Origin of the sequence: Kurthia senegalensis (assembly GCF_000285595.1) — a bacterium.
Classification (GTDB): Bacteria; Bacillota; Bacilli; order Bacillales_A; family Planococcaceae; genus Kurthia; species Kurthia senegalensis.
Genome location: NZ_HE611064.1, coordinates 997,534 through 1,016,226, shown reverse-complemented (window position 1 = coordinate 1,016,226; position 18,693 = coordinate 997,534). Strand labels below are relative to the sequence as shown.

17 protein-coding genes, 2 tRNA genes and 1 other RNA gene are annotated in these 18,693 nt (G+C 38.5%); 11 read left to right on the top strand and 9 right to left on the bottom strand.

The genetic code is table 11. From position 1 onward, the window contains the following. Positions 1 to 11 precede the first annotated feature (11 nt). Together KSHG_RS05280 and KSHG_RS05275 are read left to right on the top strand one after the other, a co-directional pair. Positions 12 to 87: transfer RNA gene (locus KSHG_RS05280), tRNA-Thr, on the top strand. Positions 88 to 94: 7 nt separating this feature from the next. Beyond that, a tRNA-Lys gene (locus KSHG_RS05275) sits at positions 95 to 167 on the top strand. Between the two features lie 113 nt (positions 168 to 280). Here KSHG_RS05275 and ssrS read toward each other — a convergent pair. Both ssrS and KSHG_RS05270 read right to left on the bottom strand, forming a co-directional pair. After that, positions 281 to 472: non-coding RNA, 6S RNA (ssrS, locus tag KSHG_RS17720), on the bottom strand. Between the two features lie 57 nt (positions 473 to 529). Continuing rightward, a complete protein-coding gene (locus tag KSHG_RS05270) occupies positions 530 to 1,174 on the bottom strand; it encodes a YfbR-like 5'-deoxynucleotidase (RefSeq protein ID WP_010302909.1) in 645 nt (214 codons plus the stop codon). A gap of 77 nt (positions 1,175 to 1,251) precedes the next feature. Between KSHG_RS05270 and KSHG_RS05265 the strand changes: the two genes are divergently transcribed. Beyond that, positions 1,252 to 1,686, top strand: coding sequence for a hypothetical protein (locus KSHG_RS05265; protein WP_010302901.1), 435 nt, complete (start codon positions 1,252 to 1,254; stop codon positions 1,684 to 1,686). 141 nt (positions 1,687 to 1,827) lie between these two features. Here the strand turns inward: KSHG_RS05265 and pbp4 are convergent, their stop codons facing one another. Further along, positions 1,828 to 3,831: a penicillin-binding protein PBP4(5) gene (pbp4, locus tag KSHG_RS05260; RefSeq protein ID WP_010302898.1), complete on the bottom strand. Its 2,004-nt coding sequence runs from the start codon at positions 3,829 to 3,831 to the stop codon at positions 1,828 to 1,830. A gap of 214 nt (positions 3,832 to 4,045) precedes the next feature. Here pbp4 and KSHG_RS05255 point away from each other — a divergent pair, with 214 nt between their 5' ends. Together KSHG_RS05255 and KSHG_RS05250 are read left to right on the top strand one after the other, a co-directional pair. Beyond that, positions 4,046 to 4,432, top strand: a complete 387-nt coding sequence (locus KSHG_RS05255; protein ID WP_010302894.1) for a helix-turn-helix domain-containing protein — start codon at positions 4,046 to 4,048, stop codon at positions 4,430 to 4,432. 102 nt (positions 4,433 to 4,534) lie between these two features. Continuing rightward, positions 4,535 to 5,641: an amidohydrolase gene (locus KSHG_RS05250; protein ID WP_010302891.1), complete on the top strand. Its 1,107-nt coding sequence runs from the start codon at positions 4,535 to 4,537 to the stop codon at positions 5,639 to 5,641. Positions 5,642 to 5,694: 53 nt separating this feature from the next. Here KSHG_RS05250 and KSHG_RS05245 read toward each other — a convergent pair whose 3' ends face one another. Next, positions 5,695 to 6,936, bottom strand: a complete 1,242-nt coding sequence (locus KSHG_RS05245) for a helix-turn-helix domain-containing protein (RefSeq protein WP_010302880.1) — start codon at positions 6,934 to 6,936, stop codon at positions 5,695 to 5,697. An 89-nt stretch (positions 6,937 to 7,025) separates the two neighbouring features. On the opposite strand from KSHG_RS05245, the gene KSHG_RS05240 reads away from it, so the two are divergent. From KSHG_RS05240 to KSHG_RS05220, 5 genes are all read left to right on the top strand, one after another. Continuing rightward, on the top strand, positions 7,026 to 8,138 hold the full coding sequence (locus KSHG_RS05240; RefSeq protein ID WP_010302877.1) for a mandelate racemase/muconate lactonizing enzyme family protein: 1,113 nt from the start codon (positions 7,026 to 7,028) through the stop codon (positions 8,136 to 8,138). A gap of 7 nt (positions 8,139 to 8,145) precedes the next feature. Next, entirely contained in the window at positions 8,146 to 8,823 is a 678-nt protein-coding gene (locus tag KSHG_RS05235) for a benzoate transporter (RefSeq protein WP_010302874.1), read from the top strand. Between the two features lie 144 nt (positions 8,824 to 8,967). Beyond that, on the top strand, positions 8,968 to 9,933 hold the full coding sequence (locus KSHG_RS05230; RefSeq protein ID WP_261797754.1) for a nucleoside hydrolase: 966 nt from the start codon (positions 8,968 to 8,970) through the stop codon (positions 9,931 to 9,933). A 19-nt stretch (positions 9,934 to 9,952) separates the two neighbouring features. Then, positions 9,953 to 10,864 (top strand): ribokinase, encoded by a 912-nt coding sequence (gene rbsK / locus KSHG_RS05225; RefSeq protein WP_010302868.1) that lies wholly within the window; start codon positions 9,953 to 9,955, stop codon positions 10,862 to 10,864. 123 nt (positions 10,865 to 10,987) lie between these two features. Then, the gene (locus KSHG_RS05220; RefSeq protein WP_010302866.1) at positions 10,988 to 11,890 is read left to right on the top strand and encodes a DMT family transporter; all 903 of its coding nucleotides are present in this window, start codon (positions 10,988 to 10,990) and stop codon (positions 11,888 to 11,890) included. Positions 11,891 to 11,932: 42 nt separating this feature from the next. Here KSHG_RS05220 and KSHG_RS05215 read toward each other — a convergent pair whose 3' ends face one another. The 5 genes from KSHG_RS05215 to KSHG_RS05195 all read right to left on the bottom strand — a co-directional run bounded on the left by KSHG_RS05215 (position 11,933) and on the right by KSHG_RS05195 (position 16,809). Then, on the bottom strand, positions 11,933 to 13,219 hold the full coding sequence (locus KSHG_RS05215) for an Nramp family divalent metal transporter (RefSeq protein WP_010302862.1): 1,287 nt from the start codon (positions 13,217 to 13,219) through the stop codon (positions 11,933 to 11,935). 102 nt (positions 13,220 to 13,321) lie between these two features. Beyond that, the gene (gene fhuF / locus KSHG_RS05210) at positions 13,322 to 14,029 is read right to left on the bottom strand and encodes a siderophore-iron reductase FhuF (RefSeq protein ID WP_010302859.1); all 708 of its coding nucleotides are present in this window, start codon (positions 14,027 to 14,029) and stop codon (positions 13,322 to 13,324) included. Positions 14,030 to 14,349: 320 nt separating this feature from the next. Beyond that, positions 14,350 to 14,739, bottom strand: coding sequence for a multidrug resistance efflux transporter family protein (locus KSHG_RS05205; RefSeq protein WP_010302857.1), 390 nt, complete (start codon positions 14,737 to 14,739; stop codon positions 14,350 to 14,352). Positions 14,740 to 14,860: 121 nt separating this feature from the next. After that, positions 14,861 to 16,087 carry a peptidase T gene (gene pepT, locus KSHG_RS05200; protein ID WP_010302852.1) on the bottom strand — a complete coding sequence of 409 codons (1,227 nt, stop codon included), beginning with the start codon at positions 16,085 to 16,087 and terminating at the stop codon, positions 14,861 to 14,863. Between the two features lie 74 nt (positions 16,088 to 16,161). Next, the gene (locus tag KSHG_RS05195; RefSeq protein ID WP_010302850.1) at positions 16,162 to 16,809 is read right to left on the bottom strand and encodes a lysoplasmalogenase family protein; all 648 of its coding nucleotides are present in this window, start codon (positions 16,807 to 16,809) and stop codon (positions 16,162 to 16,164) included. A 119-nt stretch (positions 16,810 to 16,928) separates the two neighbouring features. On the opposite strand from KSHG_RS05195, the gene KSHG_RS05190 reads away from it, so the two are divergent. Next, positions 16,929 to 18,617 carry a tripartite tricarboxylate transporter TctB family protein gene (locus KSHG_RS05190; protein ID WP_010302841.1) on the top strand — a complete coding sequence of 563 codons (1,689 nt, stop codon included), beginning with the start codon at positions 16,929 to 16,931 and terminating at the stop codon, positions 18,615 to 18,617. Positions 18,618 to 18,693 lie beyond the last annotated feature (76 nt).

Genomic DNA, 18,693 nt, shown 5'->3' with positions numbered 1-18,693 from the left:
CAATTTAATATGCCGGTGTAGCTCAGTTGGTAGAGCAACTGACTTGTAATCAGTAGGTCGAGGGTTCGACTCCTTTCGCCGGCACCATTAACTTGAGTCATTAGCTCAGTTGGTAGAGCATCTGACTTTTAATCAGAGGGTCGCTGGTTCGAATCCTGCATGACTCATATTAAGAGAGTACATTATGTACTCTCTTTTTTTGTATTTAAATTTAGAAATATATAAAAACACAGCATCTCATATGAGATGCTGTGTTATTGGATGAATCTGTTCATTCAATATAAAAGCCGCTTTTGCCGTAAGTCATTACATTGAAAGTTTTAAACCACCACTCCTCAAAGTGGGTGTTCGCAAAGAGCTTCGTGTTTGTCCTTACGATTCCGTAAGGCATGCCAGTCCACTCTCTATCTAAAACTCCCTATTACAGATCAAAGGTTAAAACTTAATATTATTACGAGCAATGCAGCCTGTAGTTATACTATACTGCATCGAACCTACGCATGCAAGGAATTGAACCGTATTCAAAACATTAAATCAATGCCGATTCAATCGATTGTAGCACGTCATTCGTCAAATGCTGCATATCTGTCACAGACTCTTCTTTTAATAGATCTTCCAATATAACTGTTTTAAAATAAGACACGCTATGTGGTAAATCAATTTGTAGTAGACGTCCGAGTGCATGATGATAAATCGTTAAAAATTCAGGATCCATATTGCCGCGTTTGAGTTCGGAAAAGGATTCATACACTTGATCGAGTTTATCTGCAAATTCGAGCAGTTTCCCTTCCGTCGTATAATCTTTCCCTTCTTTTAAGCGCTCCTTAAAAATAGATTGGAAACTTGGTGGGATTTCACGCTCAATGAAATCTTCTACCATACGCGTTTCAACATGTGCAATCATTTCTTTAAGTTCAGGGGAGGAGTGTTTAACCGGTGTTTTAATATCACCGATGAAAACTTCTCCGTAATCATGATTGATTGTTTTTTCATAAAGTGCTTTCCAATTGATGTTGGCACCATGTTCTTCTTCGATTGTCGCAAATACAAGGGCGTACTGAGACACTTTCCAAGAGTGAGCAGCAACATTATGCTCCTCAAACTTAAAACGTCCTGGGCAACGTATAATACGCTCTAAATCGTTAAGACTTGTGAAAAATTTATGAATACCCATAAAAATACTCCCTTCTCTGTTATTGTTGTAGAGTACCCTAATAGGGATAGATTAAACATGAAAGTAGGGAGGAAACGATGTATCATCTCGTTGTTTACTTACATATACTCGGTGCTATTTTATCGATTGGGCCATTTTTCGTTTTATTTCCATTGTTAAAAAGAATGGCAAATGAAAAAAATATACATACGTTAAAAGGGTATGTGGATAGTTTTCACTTAGCTATTCAAGTCGTTAAACATGCAGGGCACTTTTTAATCGTTTTTGGATTATTAGCAATGTGGTTCGGACATTATCCGTGGCATACACCGTGGATTGCTTGCACATTCATTTTATTAATTAGTTCGGTCGTCTATTTAGCGAACGCGTTTAAACCGACTATGAGGACGTTTAACACGCCACAGTTTAATCAACAAACCTTTGTTAAGAAATTGCGTAGAGCCGTTTATATATACGTTATTTTGCTTTTAATTATGCTATGGCTTATGGTAGCAAAACCGATGTTCTGGTAATCAAAAGAGACTGGGACAAAACACGTCATTTTTCTTTTTTAGCGTTCGCAACGAAAAACCGGAACCGCGCCACAGCGCGATTCCGGTTTTTCTTATGCTCATATGAGAGGTGATTTCTACACGTATGTCCCAGCCTCTTTTTTATTTACGGTCTAGTACAGGAATGAGTGATTTTGATAATTCGATTGCTGTACGATGTGTTTTTTTATGATTTTCTACGATTGTGAGCAGTAAATAGTTTTCTTTTTTAGGATTGAAGGCGACGACGAGACTGTTTTCTGTTCCGTCATAAACACCTTGTTTTTGTTTCATCTCAGCGGTTCCTGTTTTCGCTGCGATTGGTAACTTAAGTGATTGAAGTGTATTACCCGTTCCACCTTTATGTTCGACAACTTGAATCATTGCGTCGCGCACTTTATGCGCCGTATCTTCTTTCATTACTTGAGTCGTTTTTACATTTGCATCGAGTAAAAGTTTTGGTTCCACCATTTTTCCATCATTTGCGAATGTCGCATACGATACAGCTTGTTGAATAGGAGACATGAGTACTTCACCTTGTCCATAAGCGGTATCTGCTAACAAAATGTCGGAGTTAAACGAGTCGTCTTTAGAAATTTGCGCAGCTTTCATAGCGAACGGTAAATCAAATTGTTTATTGAAGGCAAAATGATTTAAGCCATCTCGTAATTTTTTCTCGCCCATATCGAGTGCTTCTTTTGCGAAGAAAATATTATCCGAATAAATGAGCGCATCTACATAATTTACAGTCGATACGTCATCATGTAAACGTGTGATGTAATAAGAACCCCATGATGGATCTTTTTGCCATTGTAGACCTTTAATTTCATGTGTTTTCGTTGGTGTCGTCGTCCCATTGTCTAAGCCAATTGCAGCTGTAAGTGTTTTTAATGTAGAACCAGGTGCATAGCGATTCGTAAAGCGATTTAAAAACGGTAAGTTTTCATCGTTTGCATACGCATCATAGTCTTCTTGTGAAATGCCGCGTACCATTTTGTTTGGATCATAAGATGGTTTGCTCACAAGCGCTTTTAAATCCCCGTTTTTAGGATCCATTACGACAGAGGCTCCGACACTTTTCTCAAGTGCATCGAAAGCTGCTTTTTGCAGTTGTGTATCAATGGTTAACGTAATCATTTCACCGTCCGTTTCGTCTGCATGAAGCAGTACGTCACGTACACGTCCACTGGAGGTCACAACCGCAATATCGCCACCTGTTTGTCCGCGAAGTCGTTGGTCAAATGTTGCTTCTAAACCAGTTTTTCCAATCGTGTCCCCATCGCTTAATGTCGGATTTTTTTCTAAGTCTTCAGCCGTGACGGTTCCTGTGTAACCGATTAGTTGCGCAGCTGCTTGTCCGAGCGGATAGTATCGAATTTCGGTCGCCTTATATTGCGCACCTTGTAATACTTTTACTTCTTTTCGATTGACGATTTTTAGTGGGACGAATAAATCGTCTTTTACCCATTTTTGTTGTAATTTCTTTTCGATTGTTTCGGTTGAAATGGAAAATTCATCAGAAATTGCTTTCATATTTTTAGTGCGCTCGTCGCCTGCTCCGAGTTCTTTCGGAATAACACCAAGACTATAAAATGGAGCATTTGTTGCGAGCGGTTGGCCGTTCCGGTCGATGATGCTACCACGCGTTGGCTTTTTGATCGTATAACGAACACGGTCTGTTTTTTCCATATGAGGGAAGATGAGACCTGGATGCCAATCAAGCTTATAATCTTTCTGTTGTTTCGTTAAAAACGCCGTATAATGTAAGTCCGTTATTTCACCAAGTGCTGTTTCAACGTTCATCGTATACGTTAGTTTATACCGCTGATTGGCTACTTTTTCTTCTTTCATAGAAGAAATCGTTATTTTATTGGCATGTAAGCCTGAAAATACCGTTTCGTATTTATCGACGACTGTTTTTGTCGTGAAGTCGTGTTTTAAAATCGAGTTTTCTGTTACGAGCGTTGGAATTTGGTCAAATTGTTGTTTTTCGATTGTTTCAACCCATTGATCGACAACTTGCTGGCGTGCTTTCGTTTCTTTCGTATGTAGAAAGATGAAAATACTAGCAACCGCAATGAGTAGGATTAGAACAATCGAACTAATCAAAATAATTTTCTTTTTCATAATAAACCTCCTTATTTTTTTCATTATGTTTTATTTTACTTTAAAAAGCGTCATGATTTTCTGAAAAAACGATGATTTTTTAAATAAAATGAATAAAAATGCTAATAAAATATAAAAATGCTATTTTAAACTTCTATTTTGTTTTAAAATAAAAGAAGCACTATTACTAGTAGAAAGTATTTTTTGGTTTGATTATAAGAAGGGAGGATGGATCATGTTCGATGCAAAAGAGTTTGGTCAGCAGTTAAAATCATTTCGAGAAACGAGCAATCATTCTATGTTATCGTTAGCAAAGTTAATCGGAACTTCCGCAAGCCGTATTAAAAGTTGGGAGATGGGGGAAAGTGTTCCATCTGCTAAATGGATCGTTCGTTTGAGCAATTCATTGTCGATTTCAACTGACGAATTATTGTTGAAATGTCTAGAAGAAGAAAAAACATTATTGCCGAAAGATTTGACGCGAAGTCGTACAGCGTTATTAAAAGACTTACATGAAACACTTCAAGCATTACCGAAGCAAGATTTAATGGAGTTGTATGTGTTAGCCGAAATGAAACAAAAAGGGCTCTTAAATAAAGAATTGGAGCCATTACATGCATAACAGATTTACGTAAACAACCTGTTCAAAATGAGGAGGTTGTTTTCTTTTTGTTCATTGCGGTATAGTAGGTGAGTGAAAAGCAAGACAAGAGGAGTGCGTAAAATGAATTTTGAACAACAACTATTACAATGGTTTAACCATTTTCATACACATGCTGAAATTAGCTGGAAAGAAATTGAAACGACGAAGAAAATTGCTGAAATGTTAACAGAATGGGGTGTTTCATATCGCTTATTTGACGATGTCCCTGGACTCGTTGCAGAAATCGGTACGGGTGAATTCGGTGTTGCTGTACGTGCAGACATCGATGCTCTTTGGCAAGAATTAGATGGCGTATGGCAGGCGAATCATTCATGTGGGCACGATGCAAACATGACGATGGTGCTTGGGGCATTGTATCAATTAAAAGATATGCCATTAAATCACCGTATTCGTTTTATTTTCCAACCTGCTGAAGAGATGGGGAACGGGGCTGTTGTTGCGTACGAACACGGCGCGGTCGAAAATATTCAACAATTGTATGGCATTCACTTACGCCCAATTGATGAAATCCCATTCGGTAAAGTAACGGCTGCGATGCATCACGGAGCAGCTTATTTTTTAACAGGAACGATTCAAGGTGTTGATGCGCACGGCGCTCGTCCACACCAAGGGAAAAATGCGATTGATGTCATTATGGCGATTCAACAAATGTTGACGGCTGTTCACGTATCACCGTTTATTCCACATTCTGCGAAGTTAACGAAAATTGTTGCAGACGGTGGTAGCGTCAATATTATTCCTGGTGCAGCAAGTTTTTCTATGGACGTACGTGCACAAAATAATGAAACACTCGAACAATTACACGATAAAATCGATCACGGGTTGGCAAGTATTCGCCAACAATACGATATTGAATTGAACTGGGAGTGGATTGACTATACGCCGGGAGCTGTCGTTAGCCAAGAAGCAGCGGATCATGCCGCACAAGCGATTGTCGATTTGTACGGGCAAGATACGTTAGCACCACATATTTATACGCCAGGTAGCGATGATTTTCATTTTTACACGGTGAAACAACCAGAGCTACAAGCAACGATGATTGGAATCGGTTCCGATTTATCACCTGGACTGCATCATCCGTATATGACATTTGATCATCGCGCGTTAAAAGTCGGAGCAGACGTCTTAACAGAAACGTTAAAAACAGCACATCCTGCTAAAAAATAATCATATATAAAACGTAAAAAACGAGCTTGATTATCATAATCAAGCTCGTTTTTTTACACTTCATTATAAAGTGAAAATTTTAATTCGTAAATCGTACGTGGGCGACCTTGCGTATAGCCCATTTCTTCTCCGACAATTTGAACGTATTCATGCGTGACAAGTCTTTTAATAATTCGTTCGGTCGTACGGCGTGTTACTTGTAAATATTCTGCTAAATCATGCGCTGTAAATTTCGGCGACTGTCGCGCTTCAGCAAAGGCGATAATTTTTGAAATGTTGAGCGGACTTAATTTCGTATTTTTAGCGAGTTTCATAATATACGGATCATCTATTTGTAGAGAAAGTGTCGTTTCTTCATGATGGAGCGGATTGATTAAATGCTTTTGTTCATCGACGATACAAATATTGTTCGGCGGTGTGTATTGCATAGCGTACATAGCATTTTGTTCAGCATCGTTGACCGATAGACCGTATCCGAACGCTAATTTTAAATCGTTGGCATTCGATTCGATAATTGTTGCCAGTTTTTTACGGTTAATCGCATGTTGTAAATGCCCCATCGTCGTATAAAATTCTATTTGTGTTTTGGAAATCGGTTGTTTGATTGCATGAAGTACTTGCGCGATTTGGTCGACAGTTTCTTCGTGCAAAGTATTCATTTCTAATAGTCCGACGACAACTTTAGCTGACTCTGATTTCGTAATACGTACGAGAGACTTCGTTTCTTCTAAACGACGCACAATCGAAGTAGACGAATCGGTTACGCGAAAGACTGGAACACCGATTTTTTGTAAATGTTCAAATACGTTATGACTACTCGTAATAACGTGATTAATTTTTTGCTGCGTCCAAAGTGTCGTATGAAATTCGATAAGTTGTTGTTCGCGTGTTTGGTCATCTATTTCAATGACATAAGGTGAAGGACCGATATACTCAATGTCCGTCAGCACATTTTCTACGAAATGTTTGTTCATCACATCAATCGAAATGCGATCGAGCGGTATGTGATGACGCGTAGAAAAAGCGAGCAACGTATTAGCAATCGCAAATTCATCTTGTTTTAAATATGTCCAAGGTATTGGCCATTTATCTAATATTGGTTTACTATATAAATACGGTAAAGTACCGGTGATGAACAACACATCACAAGACTTTACTTCTTTCAAAAGTTCAGGGGCTTCAGACGGATGTCCGTAAATATAAAAGTCTAGTTCGATGTCCCGCACTTGTTCTGCGATTTTTAGTAAGCGTTGTTGAAATGCTTTAGAACTAATGACAGCAACTTTTGTAGACATGGCAATGTTCCTTTCTTTGAATGACTTGTCGTTATTTAACGACTAAATAACGACATCTAATATATTAAGTATAACAGGAGTTTTTGACAATGAAAATTAAACAAATCGATATTTATGCAATTCACTTACCTTTAGTAGAACCATTTGTTATTTCTTATGACTCATATGACACGATGCCGTCTATTATTATTAAAATGACGACTGATACAGGAATCGTAGGATACGGTGAATCGGTACCAGATGATCACGTAACGGGCGAATCATGGGAAAGTACGTATGCGGTATTGAAACATCAATTAGCACCCGCAATGATTGGAGAAAATCCACTAGAATTCGAAAAAATTCATGATCGTATGAACCGTATTATTCGTGACGTACCAGCAGCGAAAGCGGCAATCGATATTGCTTGCTTCGACATTGCAGGTAAAGCGTTACAAGTTCCTGTTTACCAATTGATTGGTGGACGTTTCCATCAAAAATTCCCGATTACGCACGTATTAAGTATCGGCTCACCTGAAAAAATGGCGAATGAAGCGGCAGAACGTGTCGCAATGGGTTATCGCTCATTCAAAATGAAAGTCGGAACGGAAGTCATGAAAGACGTTGCACGTATTCAAGCAGTTCGTGAACGCGTCGGTGCTGACATCGCGATTCGTGTTGACGTAAACCAAGGATGGGTGAATGCAGCGACGACGTTACGCGGTGTACGCGCATTAGAATCTCTTGATATTGATTGGTTAGAACAACCTGTCAAAGCAGATGATATCGATGGAATGGTGGAAGTGAAATCTAAAACGTGGATTCCATTAATGATCGATGAAGGGCTACACGGCGTGAAAGAAATGCGTGAAATTATCGCAAAACGTGCAGCGGATAAAGTAAATATTAAATTAATGAAATGCGGTGGGATTTACCCAGCGATGAAATTAGCTAATATGGCCGAGATGGCAGGGATTGAATGCCAAGTTGGTTCAATGGTTGAATCATCGGTCGGCTCTGCAGCTGGTTTCCACGTTGCTTTTTCTAAAAAAATTATGACGAGTGTAGAATTAACAGGACCGCTAAAATTCTCTAAAGATATCGGAGACTTACACTACGATGTGCCATTTATCGAATTGAATGAACAACCAGGTTTAGGGGTAAATGTAGACGAGTCAATTTTAGAAGAACTTTGCAAATTTAAAGATGTTGTAAAGGGGTAAGATCAACATGGACATTTACGAAGGCTTATTAGGCGATACACCGATTACAGCAAGCGTCTTAACGATGGCAGAGCTTCCAGAACTAGAAGCGTTGCAAGCACAAGTGTATGCGGCACTTCCAGATAAAAACACGTTGCAACCGCTTTCTACAGAAGAATTTCAAAACATTTTAAACGGTAATGGATTAATGATTGGGATTTATGCGGAAGATTTATTGATTGCTTTCCGTGCGCTCCTTGATCCGAAAGAGGATCCGGAACATCTAGGGAAAGATTGTGGTTTAGACGATGCCCAATTATCGCGCGTTATGTATCAAGAAATTTCAAACGTTTCACCAGATTATCGTGGTCATGGCTTACAACGTTTAATGGCAACGATTATTATGGACGCAATGGACGTAGAACGTTTTGATTACGTATGTGCGACGGTGAAGCCATACAATATTCCAAGCTTAAAAGATAAATTTGCACAGCAATTAGTCGTGAAAGGTCTTAAATTAAAATACGGTGGTAAATTGCGCTATATTTTCTTTAAAGATTTAAAAAATCCGTCTCCAACTTATACGGAATCTATTTGGATTTCAATGGGGGATACGAGTGGACAACAACAATTGTTGAAAGACGGTTTCGTCGGTACAACATTACAAAAGAAAGACGATGATTTTATCGTATTATACGAAAAATAATTGTCACGACATCGTTATATGAAAGCGGATGGCTTCTATTTAGTCATCCGCTTTTTTATATGAAAAAAGATGTTTTGACAATTTCGTGAAAGGAATACGATTAAAATCATTTAAAATGGAAAAAAGCTAAAATATAACATAGAGGTGATTCATTTGAAACGCATACCGATTATTATTGATTGCGATCCAGGAATTGACGACACGATGATGTTAATGCTCGCATTTTCGAGAGAAGAATTGGACATTCGTCTGATTACGACGGAAGCGGGAAATTTAACGATTGATAAGACGACGTACAATGCGTTGAGTTTTTTATCGTACATAAACAAACGAGTAGAAGTAGCGAAAGGTTTAAGCCAACCGATTTTTCGTCAGCAAGAAGTAGCAGAAGATATACACGGTGAAGGCGGTTTAGGGAATGTTGAATGGGCCGTTCCTACATTTGAAGCGAGTGAACGTCCAGCAATTCAAGCGATGTATGAGACGTTAATGCAAGCTGAAATGCCTATTACGATAGTGGCAACAGGACCTTTAACGAATGTTGGCGCATTGTTGCTTGCACATCCAGAAGTGAAAGCTAAAATTGCGCGTATTTCATGGATGGGAGGAGCAGCTGTCGGTGGGAATATGTCAACGACGGCTGAATTTAATGCGTATGTAGATCCGCATGCTGTAGAACTCGTCATGCGTTCAGGTGTTCCAATTATTATGAGTGGCTTAGATGTAACGCATAAAGCGTATATTACACGTGAAGAAATGACGCAGCTTAGTCAGTTAGAAACGCCTTTTGCACAAAAGGTAGCGAACATGATGAATTTCTATACGTTTACACAAAAACAAACGCCATTTAATCCACCATATTTTGAAGAGCAAATTCGCGTTCATGATGTGAGTGCCATCGCCTGCTTAGTTCATCCAGAAATGTATCGAGGGGACGATTATTTCGTAGAAGTTGAACTTGAAGGGCGTCTTACACAAGGTGCAACGATTGTTGATTATGCGAAACGTTCAGGGAAAACGCCGAATGTACACGTATTACACGATGTAGAAAGAGAAAAATTCATTGCATTGTTTTTTGATGCGGTCATGAAAATTGGCAATACGTTATAAAAAACTGAGGGGGATTAGGATGTCTAGTAAGATTGCGGTAGTAGGTAGTATTAATATAGATTTAGTATATGAAGTAGATGAAATTGTACAAGAGGGGCAAACGATTTCAACGCGAGATCATCATCTTTTTTTCGGAGGAAAAGGAGCGAATCAAGCGATGACAGCTGCGCAATTAGGAGCAGATGTCACATTTATCGGTAGCGTTGGAACGGATGGGTACGGAGAACAAGCGCTTTTGAATTTACAACGTAATGGCATCGACACATCATCTATTAGAAAAGATGGTTTGACAGGACAAGCTATTATTCAATTATCAAGTGATGCGGAAAATGCTATTTTATTATTTGCGGGCGCTAATCACAACGTGACAGCCGAGCAAGTTGAAGCATCACGCACCGTTATAGAAGAAAGTGATTTTCTTTTATTACAATTAGAAATACCGATGCCAGCAATCGAAAAAGCGATTGAAATTGCACACGGTAGTCAAACGAAAATTATCGTCAATCCAGCACCGTCACATGCCTTGTCAGATCAATTGCTTTCAAAAGTAGATTACTTAACACCGAATCGTACTGAACTTGAAAGTTTATCTGGCATACCATTTAACGAAGACGAATTACATATTGCTTGTCAAAAATTAATTGAAAAAGGTGTCGGTTGTGTCATCGTCACATTAGGGAAGCAAGGGTCTTATTATTTCTCGGGAAATAAATACGGTTTATTGCCATCGAATAAAATGATTCCTGTAGATACGACAGGTGCAGGGGATGCGTTTAGTGGTACGCTTGCTGTCGCTTTATTAGAAGGATTCGCATTAGAAGATGCGATTGTATATGCATCGGACGTTGCGGGTTTTGTCGTTACACAAAAAGGAGCACAACCTGAAATTCCTGAAAAGTATCGTACGAATCAATATAAATTTGCATATTAAAAATGAAATGAATGAAAAAGTTGAACGAGCATGTGATTGAGACGTTCGACTTTTTTTATATCTTTTTTAATATGCTATTCATGCTATAATAAGTCTCAATTTGGAAAGAAGGAAGGAATTCAAGTGAATCGTTTAAAAGGGATTAGCATGATTATCGGTGGTGCAACACTTTGGGGAGCTACCGGTCCGATGATGGAATGGTTAGGAAGCGAAGCACACATGTCTGCATCGTTCATGCTTTCCGTACGATTAATTATTGCAGGTATTTTAATGCTCATTATGCAAAAAATGAGCCATCAATCGATTATGAGACCGTGGAAATCAAAAAATTGGTCCGCACAATTAATCGTATTTAGTTTAATCGGTTTATTTGGTTTACAATATTCTTTCGTGAAAACGATTGAAGTGAGTAATGCGATTGTTGCTACGTTACTGCAATTTTTAGCACCGATTTTCGTCATTATTTTTATTAGTTTGGCACATAAAAAGTGGCCACCTATTGCACAAGTGATTGGAATAATCGGCACGCTACTCGGTTTGTTTTTATTATTAACGAACGGTTCATTGCAGTCACTCGTCGTAAGCAGCGAAGCACTCGTTTGGGGTGTCGTATTAGGGTTTACATATGCTTTTTATACGCTTTATCCGACACGTTTAATGAAAGAATTTGGCGTATTAACAATTGTCGCATGGGCAACGCTTTTAAGCGGTATATATGCAGCCCTCGGTAGCCGCGTTTGGCAATCGGATGAGTGGCATTTACTACTTGAGCCGAAAATTGTATTCATGATGGTTGGCTTAATTATTTTAGGTTCTGCAGCATACGTTTTATTTTTAGGAAGCATGACGTATATTACACCGGTAGAAACGAGTGTACTTTCTAGTTTTGAGCCGCTTGCAGCGATGGTTATTTCGATTGTTTGGTTAAATGCGACTTTATTTACGTGGCAAATTGTCGGCATGATTTTAATGATTGTTTTCGTCGTGTACTTATCTGTCGGCGGAAAAAAGACGACTGAAAAATAAGCGTATATAAAAAAGGAGCGATAGGAATCGCTCCTTTTTTGTTTAATTATTTGCGAAAAATGTTTCGAAAATTAAATATAAGTTAAGGAATACGATCAAGGCAGAAATTAACCAGCCTAAAATCGTCGTTAGTTTATGATTAACGAGTTCGCCCATAATTTTTTTATTGCTCGTAAAGAGAACGAGTGGAATGAGGGCGAAGGCGATACCGAACGATAAGATGACTTGGCTCCAAACGAGTGCTTTCGTTGCGTTAATGCCGAAGAAAATAATTGCAAGTGGGGGTAACATCGTAATCGTACGGCGAATGTAAATACGAATATGTTTATTAATGAAACCTTGCATAACGACATCGCCAGACAACGTACCGACCGAAGAGCTTGCTAAACCGGCAATTAATAAACCGAGTCCGAATGAAATAGCCGCAACTGGACCGAGTAACTCATGGAATGATTGGTACGCTACGTCTAAATCTTCGATATTGAGGCCACGTGTATGAAAGACAGCGGCAGCGATAATGAGCATCGCCATATTAATAGCACCTGCAACGAACATCGCAATTAAAATATCGACAAATTCAAAGCGGAATACGCGTTTTTTGATAGCAGGTGTCGACGCTTTAACACGGTTTTGTGTTAAAGATGAATGTAAATAAATCGCATGTGGCATTACAGTTGCACCGAGAATACCAGTCGCTAATAAAATAGAATCTACTCCGTCAAAGTTAGGGACAAAACCGCTTAGTACGTCCACACCATTTGGGGATGCTAAGAAAAGTTGTACAGCGAAAGCGAGTACGACCATGACGACCATTGCAGAAATTCCCGCCTCAAAAGCTCTAACACCTCGTCTTTGTAGTTCGAGAATAGCGAAAGAACCAACAGCTGTAATGAGTGCAGCCCAAATCATCGGTATGTTGAATAGTAAATATAAGCCGAGTGATGCACCGATAAATTCAGCTAAGTCGGTCGCCATAATGACGAGTTCAGCTTGAATCCAAAGCATAATTGTCGTCGGTTTAGAAAAGTTTTCTCTCGCTACTTCTGGTAAGTTTTTACCCGTTGCGATGCCGAGTTTAGCAGACAAGGATTGAATGAGTACAGCCATTAAATTGGATGCGACAATAACCCAAAGGAGGAGATAACCATATTCAGAACCAGCTGTAATATTCGTTGCAAAGTTCCCCGGGTCAATGTACGCAACAGCTGCAATAAAAGCAGGTCCGAGGAAAGGGAGTATTTTTCGAAATCCTTTTACGTCTCCATTCAGTACAGCTTCAGCAGAAGTCGTTCTGTGACGGCGAAAAAGGGGAATTTTCATAAGTGACATAAATTTTCGTCCCTCCTTTTTAATTTCTCTAGTGATAAAAAGTTTCCTTAAGGAAAAATGTACTGTTAGTGTACTCCTAAAGTGGAAAAAAGTAAACAGGCATTATTTTAAAGGGCAAAATCCGCAAGCCATTGAACCTGGAATATCTTTTGAATAACAACATGTTTTTCGGACGGGAACGTGAACTAATTGAGACGGCGCCATACCATTTGTATAACGATGCCAAATAGACGTTTCACTAATTCCTACCCATGTTGCATCATCTTCTAACAAGTTCAAATACGTAGTAGCGAGATCATGTGTCACCGGGTCCATTGAGAGCGTATGAAAATGCCATAACATATAGCCGAATATATTTTCCCAAATGAGTAGTGGAGAAATGGATGTAATGTTTCGAAGTGCTTGAATGACAGGCATACATTGTTCATGTAAAATTTTTTGAACGGCATCTTTCGGAGCATCGTCCATATACGCCCATTCAGTATTTTCAAATGTCATACTTAGCGCACGACGACCGAATTCATCTTTCGCAATGAAGTGAATTTGGTCGGGCGTACCGTCCCACCATTCTTCGTAGACGATAAGCATGTAAAATTGCATCGCAATAAACATACCGTAACGTTTTGTGAAATAAGAAAGAGTGATTACATCTTGTTCATTCTCACTGAATAATTTCGTTATTTTTATAAAGTCATCACTAAAATTCTCATTTAATACATCTTTAAGTGAGAAAATTTTATGGGATGAATCATTCGGGTAAATACTGTATGAATGCAGTTGTATCAACTGATTGGGTGACATAGAAGCCATCGAGAAAACCACCTTTTTGAAAAAATAAAAAATATTTAATTAAATGTATTGACTATTCAATTGATAACGATTATCATTATCACATAAAGAAAAAACACTCCTTCTCTTCAGTACAACTTGAGAAGTAAAATGGTTAGCTACTTTTCTCCAAAACTTAGTTAATCAGCGAACTATTCTTAACCCCCCTCAAAAGTTTCGAATAGAACGTGACACCAGGACGCAAGGTTTTCGCCAGCCAAGCGTTCTTTTTTTATGCAAAAAACGTAAGAAAGTTTCTGTATAAGAAGAAACTTTCTTTTTTACTAATATCGTATAGTAACTTATGAAGGAACATTTCCATCATTTTTCGGTTGCCGTACGGATGAAAAAAGTAGTGCGAATAAAAAGCACACAACAATTGTGAACTGCCACGTCCCAGAGGCGAGCCAACCTGCACCGTAAGCTGCCGCAAACGTAAGCGGTGCATAAAATAATACGAATCTAATGAAGTTCCATCGGATCCAAGCGACAGGGACTTTTTTCATTTCGTTATATAATAGTTTCAATTGACCTTGTAGTAACACGATGCCAAGAAAAAAAGAAAGCATACAGAAATAACGTAGAGAAGCACTCCATAACCAACTTCCACCGTCTACTTCCATTTCGTGATTTAAAATAAAAGTGACTGCAAAAAAGAGTGCAGCTAAAATACCGAGTACAATTTCTATCATAGGATATTCCCTTTTCTGAATTATCACATTTTTATTGTACACAAAAAGATAGGTTAGTACATTTTTTTCGGAAATAAAAAAAGAGTCGTGAATTGCTCACGGCTCTTTTTTGCGTAAAATCTTAAGCTTGTTGTTCGTACAGTTTGACCATTTCTAAAATAACTTCAGTCGCTTTTACCATCGTTTCAGCTGAAACGTATTCATATTTACCGTGCATATTTTCGCCACCAGCAAAAATATTCGGTGTTGGAAGACCCATGTAAGAAAGTTGAGAACCGTCTGTACCACCACGGATTGGTTTTACGATTGGTGTAATACCTAAATTGGTCATCGCTTTATGTGCGATATCTACAATATGTTTAACCGGTTCGATTTTATCGCCCATATTGTAATATTGGTCGCCCATATCGAGTGTTAAAGCGTGGTCACCGTATTCGGCTTTAATCGCGTCAGCTGCTTGTTGTACGAGTGCTTTTTTCGCTTCAAATTGATCGCGATCGTGGTCACGAATAATGTATGTTAATGATGTTTTTTCGATAGAACCTTCAAATTCCATTAAATGAATGAAGCCATCACGACCGTCTGTTAATTCAGGTACAGCATCTTTCGGCATCATTTCTTGGAATTTAATTGCAGCTGTAATAGAGTTCACCATTTTGTTTTTAGCTGAACCTGGATGTACGTTCGTGCCGACTATCGTTACTTTTGCATAAGCTGCATTGAAGCTTTCATATTCAAGTTCTCCAAGTGGACCGCCATCCATTGTGTACGCGTAATCTGCATTGAAACGAGCAACGTCAAATTTATGAGGGCCACGACCGATTTCTTCATCTGGTGTGAAACCGATACGTAATTCGCCGTGTTTAATTTCTGGATGGTTTAGTAAATATTCCATCGCTGTCATAATTTCAACGATGCCGGCTTTATCGTCTGCACCAAGCAATGTCGTACCGTCTGTCGTAATCAACGTTTGACCAACGTAATTTTTCAGCTCAGGTGACATAGTTGGAGAAAGTACGACATCATCATTTAATTGAAGGTCGCCACCATCGTATGCGTCTACGCGTTGAGGATTGACGCCAGTACCTGTGAAGTCTGTAGCAGTATCTACGTGTGCTAAGAAACCAATCGTCGGAATGTTTTTATCAGATGTTGCAGGTAATGTTGCGAATAAATAACCATTTTCATCTACGGCTACATCGCTCATGCCGATTTCTTTTAATTCTTGTTCTAGCATGCGAAGTAAATCCCATTGTTTGTCTGTAGATGGTGTTGTTTCGCTTGCTTCGTTTGATTGTGTATCTACTTTTGCATAGCGTACTAAGCGTTCGATTACTGTTTCTTTCATTGTGAAAAAACCTCCTATAAATGATGAATATGCCTTTATGACATAATTTTGTAAATATAAAGACTATTCTTACGCTATTCTATCACTTTATTTGGTAATCCGAAATATTTTGTGCCGACTAAACTAAATAAAATGCACGATACGTAGTACGGTGGAAGCATCCATAAAGATAGTGTGGGAACTTCTGTAATAAAGTGATCGATTGCAAAAAATAGGTTGGCACAAATAAAACAAATCGTTGCGCTAATAATGAGGAAGTTTCGAGTGAAAAGAGAGAGCCAAAGAAGCGTTAATGTTAAAACGAAATAGCTACTAATTAAAAAGCCGAGCGTATACAATTGAGCTTTTAAAATATTGCCCACAATCCAGCCGATACTAATAGCTGCACCGATGACGATGATGATGAGAAAGACAGTGTTCGGCTTTTTTAATTGGAAAGTTAAAAAGGCACGAATAAAAAAATATTGGGCAATGATGAATAGTGCCATGCTTAAAATAAAATGTGAAAAAGTCGCTGTGGCAATGGCTAGAAAAATGAGCGCACATAAAATGAAATACATTTTTTGCTGTTTTGTTTGTTCGTACGTTTTTTGTACGAACAAAATGAGTAAGAGAATCGGAATCGTTTTGAAAAGTTGTTGAGCAACAGGTGCTAAATCATCAGGTAAAAAATAAATAGAGTAGACAGCGAATAGACAGGATCCAATAAGGGATAAAATCATATTTTTTGCCTCCAATGAACGAACAATTTTATATCTTTATTCCCAGTACAAGGAAAGGTTGAAACTTTTTATGTAAGGTCACGTATAGTAACATAGTAAGGGAAGTAGGAGGGATATAAATGGGCACCACATTAATGATTTGTGCGATTTTTGCTGTTATAGCGGGTATTTTAGTCGTTCCGCTAAGTGGCAAAACAAAAGAAGGCGATTTTAAAGGGAAGTTTAAAGTATTCTTTTTCATCGGCATTTGGATCTTCGTCTTTATCGTATTGGCGGTTATTTTATACGTAACAAAAATGGATTTAAATTGGACAGCTATGTGGCCAGCATTTTTACTTATGGCGATCGTAGGTGTGACATTCTCTAATGGTGTAGAAAGAAAAGTAAAAGCGGTAATTGCCGGACTTAGCGTGCTATTTGCGATTTATTTAGTCGTTGCACCGTTATTTAATGCGAATGATAAATTTGAATCTGCAAAAATGGAAACAAAAACAGAGTTGAAGGCGTTTGACGAAACGAAAACGCCAGCAAGTGTACCACCAAAATATGCACGTAACAAAATGAAAAAAGCATTTAGCCAAGTACCGAATACGAGTTACTATGAACTTGGTAATTTACAAATTCAAAAAGTGAATGGAGAGTACGTCTACATTGCACCTGTTGAGTTTTCAGATTTCTGGAAATGGGTGAAAGGTGGCACATCTCCAGGTTACTTTATGTTAAGTGCGACGGATTCTTCGGCGAACGCTAAATTTGTGAAACAAGAGATGAAATATACAGAGTCTGCTTATTTAAACAATAATGTAGAACGTTATATGCGTTTGCACAATCCGACAGCTATTTTTAGTGGCGATGTGCAATTAGAAATAGATGATGATGGGACACCGTACTATATTCGTACGTACGGAGAATTTATTTCGGCACGTAATGGTTTTGAACCAAACGGAATTGTGATGGTACAAGCGAAAACAGGGAAGATTGAAAACTATAAATTGAAAGACGTTCCATCATTTATCGATGGTGCAGTTTCACCAGAAGCGGTTAGTCTTCAAAATAGTTACTTCGGTAAATACGTACACGGCTTCTTTAATACGATTTTCGGTAAACGTGATATTAAATTACCTTCCGATGAAGGGACAGAAGCAAATGTAAGTCCTGTATTCGATGAAAAAGGCGATATGTATTACTTTACAGACTTTACGAGTCCGAAAGAAGGCGTCGACTCGATGCTAGGCTATTCATTAACGAATGCACGTACGGGTGAAGGTACGTATTATACAGGTAATAAAGATGAGTCGTATATGGATTCTGAAGGGGCATTACAAGTCGTAGAGAAAAAATTCGTTGAGAAGAAATGGGAAGGCTCAATGCCACTTCTTTATAACTTCTACGGAGAAGCGAGCTGGCTCGTACCTGTATTAGATTCGAACGGATTTTTACAAAATTACTACGTCGTTTCTGCAGCAAATCCGGAAATTGCCGTACAAGGAGCGACAGCGAACGAAGCATTGCGTCAATACAAAACGGTATTGAGTAGAAGCAACGCTTCAAGTACGGTCAATGGTTCTTCAACAGCAGAAGAGAAAACAGTTAAAGGAAAAGTCGTACGTGTGTACAAAGAAAAAAATGGTGACTTTACGAACGTTTCTTTCTTATTAGACAACGGCGATAATTACATCGTATCGACTGAAGTGGCACCTCTTGCTATTTACTTGGAAGAAAAAGATGACGTGACGGTAACATACATTAATTCAGCGGACGTCTTTTTACCAGTAAAAGAGTTAGTCGTTAAAGGATTAGAAAAATAATCATTTGTTCGAAACACTTCGGTATTCAATCGATGCCGAAGTGTTTTTAATTTTACGAATAAAAAAACGCTTTCAG